Genomic DNA, 10,699 nt, shown 5'->3' on the forward strand with positions numbered 1-10,699 from the left:
GACCTCCCCTTCTCTTCCCAGTCCTCCTCGCGCGCCGCCGTCACCCTTGCCATGGGCGTGTGCCTGGGCGCGGGTGCGGCCCACGCCGACGCCACGCTCGATCGCATCAAGCAGCGCGGCAAGGTCGCCATCGGCGTGATGGTGAGCGGCGGACCCTTCGGCTCCATCGACCCCGCCACCCAGCAGCTGGTCGGCTGGAACCCCGACCTGGCGCGCGACCTGGCCAAGCAGCTCGGCACCGAGGTCGAGCTGGTGCAGGTGCAACCGTCGAACCGCGTGCAGTTCTTGCAATCCGGCAAGGTCGATCTGCTGATCGCCTCGATGGAGTACAACGCCGATCGCGGCGAGATCCTGGGCTACGCGCCCACGCCCTTCTACCGCGTGGGCGGCACCGCAGCCGTGCTCAAGACCAGCGGCATCGCCAAGTGGGAAGACCTGCGCGGCAAGATCGTCTGCGCCTCGCAGGGCAGCAGCTTCGTGAAGCCGCTGCAGGAGCAGTACGGCGCGCAGGTGCGCGGTTTCAAGACCTCGTCCGAATCGCTGCTGGCGTTGCGCGGCGGCAACTGCGTGGCGGCCGTGCACGATTCCACGCTCATCCAGCCCCTGCTGCGCAGCAGCGCCGAATGGGCCGGCTACGCGGCACCGATCACCGAAGAGATTCTGCCCGCGCCTTCCGTTGTCTGGACCCGCAAGGGCGAGGCCGACACGATCGCCGCCGTCGACAAGGTGGTCAAGCAGTGGCACCGCAGCGGCTGGCTGATCGAGACGGAAAAGCGCAACCACATCGAGCCGCCGCAGCCGCTGCTGCCCGAGCTGCAGGCCAAGTTGCGCGCCGCACCTTGAACGGGCGCGGCACGCGCCGTCGCACGCCACCTTTCAGGGAGTCTTGCAGGAGGGCTTCCCGCACTTCCTTTCCCGATTCAACGCCGTGACGCCACGCTCTCTCGCTTCCTTGCTGTCCGTCCTTCTCCTTGCGGCGAGCGCCGGCGCCGCGCATGCGAACGCCACGCCGAAGACCCCCGAATGAGCGACCCCGGCCTGCTCGCACATGCGGTGGCCGCCATCAAGCCGCTGGGCCTGAACTACGCCTTCCTGCTCGACTTGGGCGAGCGCCAGGCCTTCCTGCGCGGACTGGTCGTCACGCTCGAACTCTGCCTGCTGACCATTCCATGCAGCCTGGCCGCCGGCGTGGCGATGGCCGCGGCGCTGACTTCGGGCCGCGGCTGGCTCGCACTGCCCGCGCGCGCCTTCGTCGAGGTCACGCGCAACACGCCGACGCTGGTGCAGCTGTACTGCGCGTTCCTGGTGCTCAACATACTCATCACGCGCCAGCTCGAAGGTGTGGGCGGCAATCCGCTCACGCCCTTCGTCTGGGTGGTGATCGTGGTGGCGATCCACAAGGGCGCCTTCCATGCCGAGGCGCTGCGCGCGGGCATCGAGGCGGTGCCCCAGGTCACGCTGGAGGCGGCGCGCTCGCTGGGTTTCTCGCAGCGCCAGCTGCTGTGGCGGGTGGAGCTGCCGCTGGCCGTGCGCTTCGCGCTGCCCTCGCTGGTCAACAACCTGGTCGATCTGGTGAAGATGACGGCCGTGGCCTCGGCCATCGCGGTCGGGGACGTGACCTACGAGTCGATCATGATCTGGACGCAGCGCGACAACGTGCTGGAGCTGCTGCTGTTGATCCTGCTGTACTTCGGCGCCCTGACCTGGCTGGTCAGCCGTGCCGGCAGTTGGCTCGAAGGCCGCCTGAGGATGCCCGGCTATGGCCAATGAAGCGGCAATGAGCGCCCTCGCGGCGGGCACCGCGCAAGGCCGGCGTCTTGATCCGCGCGAGCATCCGTGGTGGGTCGCACTCGCGGCGGCTCTCATGGCGATCGGCACCTGGACGGGCACGGGCACCACGCCGGTCGCACTGGTCTTCCTGTGGCAATGGACACCCGCGCTGCTATGGGGCCTGCTCACCAACATCAAGATCAGCGTGCTGGCCATGGCGCTCGGCACCATCGCCGGGCTTGTGGTGGGCGCGCTGTCGCTCTCGCCGCTGCGCTTCTTGCGCGTGGTCACGCGCTGGTACGTGCAGTTCTTCCGCAATGCGCCGGTGCTGGTGCTCATCTACTTCACCACCTATGTGTTTCCGTTCGAGCTGCACCTGGTGAAGTGGACCGTGCCCTTCCCCGACTGGATCAAGGTGGTGCTGGGGCTGGCGCTGCCCATCAGCGCGGTGGTGGCCGAGATCTTCCGCGGCGCCATCCAGTCGATTCCCAGCGCGCAGTGGGAGGCCGCGCAGTCGCTGGCGTTTCGCCGTATCGAGATCTTCCGGCTGATCGTGCTGCCGCAGTGCCTGCGGCGCATGCTGCCGCCGTGGATGAACCTGTACGCCAGCATCACCATGAGCACCGCGCTCGCTTCGCTGGTGGGCGCGCACGACGTGGTCGACACCGCGCAGATCGCCAGCAACACCGTGGCGCGCACCGACTTCACGGTGCTCGTTTATTTCACGCTGCTCGGCGTGTTCTTCGCCTATTGCTACCCGATTGCCCGCGCCACGCGCGCGCTGGAGCGCCGCTATGCCCGCCACTGACAGCACCACGTCTTCGCCCCTTGTCGCCCTGCGCGGCGTGCAACTCGCCTTCGGAACCAATGCCGTGCTGCGCGGCATCGACCTGGACGTGCAACGCGGGCAGGCGGTGTCGATCATCGGCCCCTCGGGCTCGGGCAAGTCGACCATCCTGCGCTGCATCACCGGCCTGCTGCGCCCGCAGCACGGCGAGATCCGCGTGGGCGACACGCGCGTGGACACGCTGCGCACCGAGGCCGAGCTGATCGCACTGCGCAGGCGCGTGGGCTTCGTGTTCCAGCAGTACAACCTGTTCCCGCACCTGACGGTGCTGCAGAACCTGGTGATCGCGCCCACCCGCGTGGCCGGACGCGACCACGCCACGGCGGAGCGCGATGCGCGTGCCCTGCTCGACAAGGTGCGCCTGTCTCACAAGGAATCGGCCTACCCCGGCGAGCTGTCGGGCGGCCAGCAGCAGCGCGTGGCGATCGCGCGGGCGCTGGCCATGCGGCCCGAGCTGATGCTGTTCGACGAGGTGACCTCCGCGCTCGACCCCGAGACCGTGGGCGAGGTGCTCACCGTGATCCGCGACCTGGTGCGCGACGGCCTGACCTGCGTGCTGGTCACGCACGAGATGCGCTTTGCCGAGGAGATCAGCGACGCGGTGTATTTCACCGAGGCCGGCGTGATCGTCGAGCACGGGCCGGCGGCGCGTATCTTCGGCGCGCCCGAGAGCGAGCGCACCCGCGCCTTTCTCCACCGTGCGCTGGGCGAAGGCCCGCGCACGCCGCCGGCCCAGCCGGCACCGTTTCCCAAGGCGCTGCCCTTCGAGCGGCTGCGCTTCGCGCTCTGAACCCACCTTTGCTTCATCCAAGAACCATGAAAACAGAAACCTCCACCCCTTCTTCCGCCAACATCGCCGAGGAGCGGCGCGTGACCGTCGACCAGGCCCTGAACGACGTGCGCGCCATCGCAGCCGCCGAGCCCTTCGACCGCGCCGTGCTCGCGCGCATCACTGCGCGGCTCGAACAGCTGGCCTCGCACACCGCGCTGTTCACGCGCGCCGACTTTCCTCCGCCCGCCATCAACGAGGGCGTGGGCGCCTCCACGCGCTACCGGCTCAACCCGGCAGACGGCGATGACGGCGTGGCGCTTTACCTGAATTCCATCAACCCCGGCAAGACCTCGATTCCGCACAACCATACGACCTGGGCCACCATCGTGGCGGTCGAGGGTCAGGAAGAGAACCGCGTCTACCGCCGCACCGACGACGGCAGCGACCCGGCCGTCGCAAGGCTCGAACTCGAGCGCGAAGTGACGGTGCAGCCCGGCACGTCCATCGGCTTCCTGGCCGACGACCTGCACAGCATCCATGTGATCGGCGACAAGCCCACGCTGCACTTCCACCTGTACGGCCGGCCGCTAGAAACGCTCTCGCAGCGCATCGGCGTGAACCTGGAGACCGGCGCGGTCGTGAACTACAACGCCACGCAGCTCAAGCCGAGCAAGGTGGCGGCATGACCGAAGGCAAGCGCGGGAAGACGCTGGGCGCCGGCACGCGCCTGCTGCACGCCGGCGCGCCCGCCCTGCGCGACGGCACCGGCCCGGTGAACGTGCCCGTGGTGCGAACCAGCACCGTGCGCTTCGAGAACACGGCGGCGCATGCCGATTACCACCACCGCCGCACGGCCGGCGAGCGCGTCGCCGCGTACGGCCGCCACGGTCTCGACACGCACCGCGCACTCGAAGACGCGGTGACGGACCTCGAAGGCGGACACCGCGCCTTCCTCACGCCCTCGGGCCTCTCGGCCATTACGCTGGTGCTGCTCGCGCTGCTGTCGCCCGGCGACCATGCGCTGGTGACCGACGGCGTGTACGCGCCGCTGCGCCGCGTCGACAGCACGCTGCTCAAGCGGCTGGGCGTCGAGATCGAGTACTTTTCGCCCACGAACGACGACCTGGCGAGCCGCATACGCCCGAACACGCGCCTGCTGTACCTGGAGTCGCCGAGCTCGCTGCTCTTCGAAGTGCTCGACCTGCCGGCGCTGACCGCCATCGCGCGGGACCGCGGCGTGACGGTCGCTACCGACAACACCTGGAGCGGGGGCTGGTTCTACCAGCCGCTGACGCTGGGCGCGAACATCTCGATCCAGGCGGCCACCAAGTACATCTCGGGCCATTCCGACCTGATGCAGGGCGTGGTGGTGGTCGACAGTCCGGCGCTGGCCGCGAAGCTCTCGACCACGTATGAAGCGCTGGGCCTGACCATCGGCGCCGACGACGCCTACCTCGCGCTGCGCGGCCTGCGCACGCTGCCCGTGCGGCTCGCGCAGCACCAGCGCCACGCAACGCAGGTGGCCGAGTTCCTGCAACAGCAGCCGCAGGTGTCGCGCGTGTTCTATCCCGCGCTGCCCAGCGACCCGGGCCATGCGCTGTGGAAGCGCGACTTCAGCGGCGCCAGCGGCCTCGTGTCCTTCGAGTTCCGCCATGCCACACCGGCCGCCGCCAACGCTTTCGTCGATGCGCTCGCACTCTTCGGCATCGGCGCGTCCTGGGGCGGCTACGAAAGCCTGGCGCTGGTGGCCCAGCCCGAGCGCCTGCTCGAGCACCGGCAATGGACCGGCGATGCGCCGGTGGTGCGTCTGCACATCGGGCTCGAAGACCCGGCGGACCTGATCGCCGACCTGTCGCAGGCCTTTTCCGCTGCCACTGCACTGCGCTGATTCCCTTCAACAAGAAGACACCTCCCTCTCTCATGTCCTCGAACTCCAACCCCTCCTCCGCAGCGCACGACCCGCGCGTGCGCGTCGCCGTCGATGTCGGTGGCACCTTCACCGACGTGGTGCTGCTGCGCGGCGCCGAGAAACACACCCTCAAGGTGCTGACCACCCCGACCACACCCGAACAGGCCGTGCTCAGCGGCGTGGAGGAAGTGCTTCAGCAGGCGGGCGCCGGCTGGGCCGACGTCGACCTGCTGATCCTCGGCACCACGCTGGCCACCAACGCCCTTATCGAGCGCAAGGGCGCGCCCACCGCGCTGCTGACCACGCACGGCTTTCGAGACCTGGTGGAGATCGGTCTCGAAGACCGATTCGCGCAGTACGACGTGTTCCTCGACAAGCCCGCGCCGCTGGTGCCGCGCCATTGGCGCCACGGCGTGGTCGAGCGCGTGGACGCTGCCGGCCGCGTGATCACGCCGCTCGATGAAGCGCAGGTCGCCACGCTGGCGAAACAGTTGCTGGCCGACGGCATCGAAAGCGTGGCCGTGTGCTTCCTGCACGGCTATGCCAATCCCGCGCACGAGCGCCGCGTGCGCGAGCTGTTGCTCGAACATGCACCGGGCCTCTGGGTGTCGCTGGCCTCCGATGTGTGCCCCGAGATCCGCGAGTACGAGCGCCTGTCGACCATCAGCGCCAACGCCTACGTGCAGCCGCAGGTGGCGGGCTACCTGCGCCGCCTGCAGGAAGGTGCCACGGCACGTGGCCTGCGCGCCGAGCCCTTCCTCATGACCTCGGGCGGAGCCATCACCACGCTGCAGGCCGGCATCGATGAGCCGGTGCGGCTGGTCGAATCGGGCCCCGCAGGCGGCGCGGTGCTGGCGCGCCAGGTGGCCGAGCAGATCGGCGCCTCGCGCGCGCTCTCGTTCGACATGGGCGGCACCACCGCCAAGATTTGCTTCATCGACGACTACCAGCCGCAGATCAGCCGCAGCTTCGAGTTCGGCCGCGTGCACCGGCACCTGAAGGGCTCGGGCCTGCCCATTCGCATTCCGGTCATCGAGATGGTGGAGATCGGCGCGGGCGGCGGCTCCATCGCACGCGTCAACCACCTGGGCGTGGTGCAGGTCGGCCCCGACAGCGCGGGCTCCTCCCCCGGCCCGGCCGCCTACGGCCTGGGCGGCGAACTGCCCACCGTGACCGACGCGCACGCCGCGCTTGGCACCATCGACCCGGCGCGCTTCGCGGTCGGCAAAGTGCAGCTCGACCCGCAGCGTGCGCGTGATGCGCTGCTGCAGGGCCTCACTGCGCAGACCGGGCTCGATGTCGAATCGGCCGCGCAGGCCGTGGTCGAGATCGTCACCGAGAACATGGCCAACGCCGCGCGCGTGCATGCGTCCGAACTCGGCAAGGTGGCAGAAGAAAGCACGCTCATCGCCTTCGGCGGCGCCGCGCCGCTGCATGCCGCGTTGCTGGCGCGCAAGCTGGGCGTGGCGCGGCTGGTGATTCCCAACTCGGCTGGCGTGGGCTCGGCGCTGGGCTTCCTGTGGGCGCCCGTGGCCTACCAGACCGTGCGCAGCCTCGCGCAGCGGCTCGACCGCATCGACCACGCGACCGTGGACAAGCTGCTCGCCGAGCTCACGGCCACCGCCGACGACGTGGTCCTGCGCGCCGCGCCCGGCGCCGCGCTGGTGCGCCATCGACAGGCCTTCATGCGCTATGCGGGCCAGGGCCACGAGATTCCGGTCGAGCTGCCCGAAGGCCCGTTCGATGCGGCCGCGAGCAAGGCTTTGCATCAACGCTTCGAAGAACGCTATGCCGCGCTCTACGGCCGCAGCCTGCCGCACATCGCGGCGGAGGCGGTGAGCTGGTCGGTCGCGGTGGAAGCCGGCGGCCGTGCGGCGCCCGAGCCCGACGAGGTGGTCGTCGACACGGGCCGCGCAGAGCCTTCAGGCAAGCGCCGCCTGTACGACGCCGACGCGGGCCAATGGGCCGAAGTGCCTGTCTACGAACGCACCGCACTCGGCGCCGGCAAATGGATCGAAGGCCCGGCGCTGGTGGTGGAAGACGAGACGACCACGCACGTGATCGCGGGTTTCGAGGCGCGCGCCAGTAAGCTGGGCGCGCTGGTGCTCAACGACACCACCGTGACCCAGCAGGACCGCGCGGCGCTTGCCGAAGCGGAGGCTGTATGACGACCACCGCAGGCCGCAGGGCACTGCGCCAGCAACTGGTCTGGAGCCGCCTGCTCGCCGTGGTCGAGGAGCAGGCGCAGGCGCTGATCCGCACCGCCTTCGGCACACCGACGCGCGAAGCCGGCGACTTGTCGGCGGGCGTGTTCTTGCCCGACGGTCGGATGGTCGCGCAGGCCGTGACCGGCACGCCGGGCCACGTCAACTCGATGGCCGATTCGGTGCTGCACTTCCTGCGCGCCTTTCCGGAAGACACCATGCGCGACGGCGACGTGTTCGTCACCAACGACCCGTGGAAGGGCACGGGCCACCTGTTCGACGTGGTCATGGTCACGCCGGTGTTCCATGACCGCAAGCTGGTGGCGCTCTTCGCCTCCACCGTGCACGTGGTGGACATCGGCGGCGTCAACGCCGGGCCCGATGCGCTGGAAATCTTCCACGAGGGGCTATTCCTGCCGCCGCTGCGCTTCGTGAGCGAAGGCGTCATCGAAGAGGCGGTGCTGGACATCGTGCGCGCCAACGTCCGCGAGCCGGGTCAGGTCGAGGGCGACTTCCACGCACTGGTGGCCTGCAATGCGGTGGGCGCCGTGCGGCTGCAGCGCCTGCTGCGCGAGTTCGGCCTGGCCGACCTGCAGGCGCAGGGCGACTACATCATCGAACGCTCTCGGCTGGCCATGCGCGAGGCGCTGCGCGAATGGCCCAAGGGCACCTGGCGCAACCATATGACGGTGGACGGGTACGACACGCCGCTGGAGCTGCACGCGGCCGTCACCGTGTCGGACGACGGCATCCTGGTCGACTTCGCAGGCACCTCGGCCAGCATTGCGCGCGGCATCAACGTGCCCAAGGCCTACACCGAGGCCTACACCTCCTTCGGCATCCGCTGCCTGGTGGGCGCCGACGTGCCCAACAACTCGGGCTCGCTAGCGCCCATTCGCGTGGTGGCGCCGGAAGGCTCCATCGTGAATGCGCTGCCGCCCGCCGCGGTGGCTGCGCGCGCGGCCATCGGCCAGATGCTGCCGGACTTGGTGTTCGGCGCGCTGCGGCAGGCGCGCCCCGATCGCGTGCCGGCCGAAGGCGCGTCGTCGCTGTGGAACATCCGCCTGTTCGGCGGGCAGCCGATCGAGGGCGGGCCGAACGATGCGCTGCGTCGCGCGCGGCGCTTCAACATCGTGAGCTTCTCCACCGGCGGCACCGGCGCGCGGCCGGGCAAGGACGGCCTCTCGGCCACGGCCTACCCGAGCGGCGTGCGCAACGTGTCGCTGGAGATCCTCGAGACGCAGGCGCCGCTGCTGTTCCGCCGCAAGGAATACCGGCCCGACTCGGGTGGCGCCGGCGCGTCGCGCGGCGGCCTCGGCCAAGTCATCGAGATCGAGAACGCCGACGGCGACCCGATGGTGCTGTCCGCCACCTGGGACCGTGTGCGCTTTCCCGCGCGCGGTGCGCTCGGTGGCGGCGACGGTGCGCCCGGTGCCGCGCGGCTCAAGCATGCGGGCACCGCGCTGCGCGGCAAGGGCCGCCAAGTCATTCCCGCCGGCGAAGTGCTCGTGGTCGAAACGCCCGGCGGCGCGGGCCTGGGCGACCCTGCAGAACGCGACCCCGCACTGGCGGCACGCGACCTGAGGGCCGGGCTTGTGACACGGGCGGCCTCCACCCCTACCAAAGATTTCGCAGGAACCGCTGCATGAGCAATACCTCCACACCTCAAGCCACCCCCAAGGCGCTGGCCAGCGGCCAGCTCATCCGCAACCAGCTCGCCTGGAACCGGCTTCTCTCCGTGGTCGAGGAACAGGCGCAGGTGCTGATCCACACCGCCTTCGGCACCTCCACGCGAGAAGCCGGCGACCTGTCGGCCGGCGTGTTCCTGCCCGATGGCCGGATGATCGCGCAGGCCGTAACCGGCACGCCGGGACACGTCAACTCGATGGCCGAATCGGTCAAGCACTTCCTGCTGCGCTTTCCCATCGACACGATGGAAGACGGCGATGTGTTCCTCACCAACGACCCTTGGAAAGGCACCGGCCACCTGTTCGACATGACCATGGTCACGCCCATCTTCCATGGCGATGGTCTGGGCAAGCGCGCCGTGGCGCTGTTCGCCTCCACGCTGCACGTGGTCGACATCGGCGGCATCGGCTCTAGCCCCGACGGGCTGGAGATCTACCACGAGGGCCTGTTCCTGCCCATCCTGCGCTTCGTGCGCCAGGGCACGGTGGACCCGGCGGTGCGCGCAATCATCCGCGCCAACGTGCGCGACCCCGAGCAGGTCGAGGGCGACCTCTACGCGCTGGTGGCCTGCAACGAAGTGGGCGGGCGGCGGCTGCGCACCCTGCTGCGCGAGTTCAGGCTGGTCGACCTCCAGGCGTTGGGCGACTTCGTCATCGCGCGTTCGGCCCAGGCGATGCGCGAGGCGCTGCGCGACTGGCCGCGCGGCACCTGGCACAACACGCTGGTAGCCGACGGCTACGACGCGCCCATCACGCTGCAGGTGTCGGTGACCATTGCGGACGACGGCATCACGGTCGACTACGCCGGCACCTCGGGCAGCGTGGCGCGCGGCATCAACGTGCCCAAGGCCTACACCGACGCGTACACCTCCTTCGGCATCCGCTGCCTGGTGGGGCCGGACGTGCCGAACAATGCAGGTTCGCTCGCGCCCATTCGCGTCGAGGCGCCCGCAGGCTGCATTCTGAATGCACTGCATCCGGCTGCCGTCACCGCGCGCCATGTGGTCGGCCAACTGCTGCCCGACGCGGTGTTCGGCGCGCTGCGCCAGGCAAGGCCCGACAAGGTACCGGCCGAAGGCGCCTCGTCGCTTTGGAACCTGCAGCTCGTCGGCGGCGAAGTGCTCGCGGGCACGAGCCCGGCCGACGCCGAGGCCGTGCGCCGCGGTGCACGCTTCAACGTCATCAGCTTTTCCACCGGCGGCACCGGCGCGCGGCCCGGCAAGGACGGCCTCTCCGTCACTGCGTATCCGAGCGGCGTACGCAATGTGTCGATCGAGATCCTGGAGACGCAGGCGCCCATCGTGTTCGAGCGCAAGGAGTTCCGCACCGATTCCGGCGGCACTGGCGCCGTGCGCGGCGGCCTGGGCCAGGTCATCGAGGTGCGGCATGCGCAGAGGGACGCCGCTTTCCTGATCGCCGCAGCCTTCGATCGCGTGGACAACCCCGCGCGCGGCGCGCTCGGCGGCGGCAACGGCGCGCCGGGCCGGCTGCGGCTGGCCTCGGGCGCCA

General features: G+C 69.8%; 9 protein-coding genes. All 9 read left to right on the top strand.

What is annotated here, in order from left to right; all coding sequences use genetic code 11:
• The first annotated feature begins 51 nt into the window (after positions 1–51).
• Positions 52–843 (top strand): transporter substrate-binding domain-containing protein, encoded by a 792-nt coding sequence (locus tag AC1DYD_RS35485; protein WP_478177431.1) that lies wholly within the window; start codon positions 52–54, stop codon positions 841–843.
• 180 nt (positions 844–1,023) lie between these two features.
• Entirely contained in the window at positions 1,024–1,770 is a 747-nt protein-coding gene (locus AC1DYD_RS35490; protein ID WP_478177421.1) for an amino acid ABC transporter permease, read from the top strand.
• Positions 1,760–2,578, top strand: coding sequence for an amino acid ABC transporter permease (locus AC1DYD_RS35495; RefSeq protein ID WP_478177422.1), 819 nt, complete (start codon positions 1,760–1,762; stop codon positions 2,576–2,578). The genes AC1DYD_RS35490 and AC1DYD_RS35495 overlap by 11 nt, the downstream gene beginning before the upstream one ends.
• On the top strand, positions 2,565–3,407 hold the full coding sequence (locus AC1DYD_RS35500; protein WP_478177423.1) for an amino acid ABC transporter ATP-binding protein: 843 nt from the start codon (positions 2,565–2,567) through the stop codon (positions 3,405–3,407). Before AC1DYD_RS35495 ends, AC1DYD_RS35500 begins: the two co-directional genes overlap by 14 nt.
• A 26-nt stretch (positions 3,408–3,433) precedes the next feature.
• Complete coding sequence (locus AC1DYD_RS35505; RefSeq protein ID WP_478177424.1) at positions 3,434–4,075, top strand: cysteine dioxygenase family protein; 642 nt, start codon at positions 3,434–3,436, stop codon at positions 4,073–4,075.
• Positions 4,072–5,277: a cystathionine beta-lyase gene (gene metC, locus AC1DYD_RS35510; RefSeq protein ID WP_478177425.1), complete on the top strand. Its 1,206-nt coding sequence runs from the start codon at positions 4,072–4,074 to the stop codon at positions 5,275–5,277. The genes AC1DYD_RS35505 and metC overlap by 4 nt, the downstream gene beginning before the upstream one ends.
• A gap of 32 nt (positions 5,278–5,309) precedes the next feature.
• On the top strand, positions 5,310–7,466 hold the full coding sequence (locus tag AC1DYD_RS35515; RefSeq protein WP_478177426.1) for a hydantoinase/oxoprolinase family protein: 2,157 nt from the start codon (positions 5,310–5,312) through the stop codon (positions 7,464–7,466).
• On the top strand, positions 7,463–9,151 hold the full coding sequence (locus tag AC1DYD_RS35520) for a hydantoinase B/oxoprolinase family protein (RefSeq protein WP_478177427.1): 1,689 nt from the start codon (positions 7,463–7,465) through the stop codon (positions 9,149–9,151). The genes AC1DYD_RS35515 and AC1DYD_RS35520 overlap by 4 nt, the downstream gene beginning before the upstream one ends.
• The coding region (locus AC1DYD_RS35525) for a hydantoinase B/oxoprolinase family protein (RefSeq protein WP_478177428.1) at positions 9,148–10,699 on the top strand (1,552 nt) is incomplete at its 3' end. The genes AC1DYD_RS35520 and AC1DYD_RS35525, both read left to right, overlap by 4 nt.

The organism is Variovorax sp. P4_B11 (genome assembly GCF_056402355.1).

Coding starts and splice junctions, on each gene's coding strand:
- AC1DYD_RS35505 (WP_478177424.1), top strand. CDS start 3,434: ATGAAAACAGAAACCTCCACCCCTTCTTCCGCCAACATCGCCGAGGAG.
- AC1DYD_RS35495 (WP_478177422.1), top strand. CDS start 1,760: ATGGCCAATGAAGCGGCAATGAGCGCCCTCGCGGCGGGCACCGCGCAA.
- AC1DYD_RS35515 (WP_478177426.1), top strand. CDS start 5,310: ATGTCCTCGAACTCCAACCCCTCCTCCGCAGCGCACGACCCGCGCGTG.
- AC1DYD_RS35490 (WP_478177421.1), top strand. CDS start 1,024: ATGAGCGACCCCGGCCTGCTCGCACATGCGGTGGCCGCCATCAAGCCG.
- AC1DYD_RS35485 (WP_478177431.1), top strand. CDS start 52: ATGGGCGTGTGCCTGGGCGCGGGTGCGGCCCACGCCGACGCCACGCTC.
- metC (WP_478177425.1), top strand. CDS start 4,072: ATGACCGAAGGCAAGCGCGGGAAGACGCTGGGCGCCGGCACGCGCCTG.
- AC1DYD_RS35520 (WP_478177427.1), top strand. CDS start 7,463: ATGACGACCACCGCAGGCCGCAGGGCACTGCGCCAGCAACTGGTCTGG.
- AC1DYD_RS35500 (WP_478177423.1), top strand. CDS start 2,565: ATGCCCGCCACTGACAGCACCACGTCTTCGCCCCTTGTCGCCCTGCGC.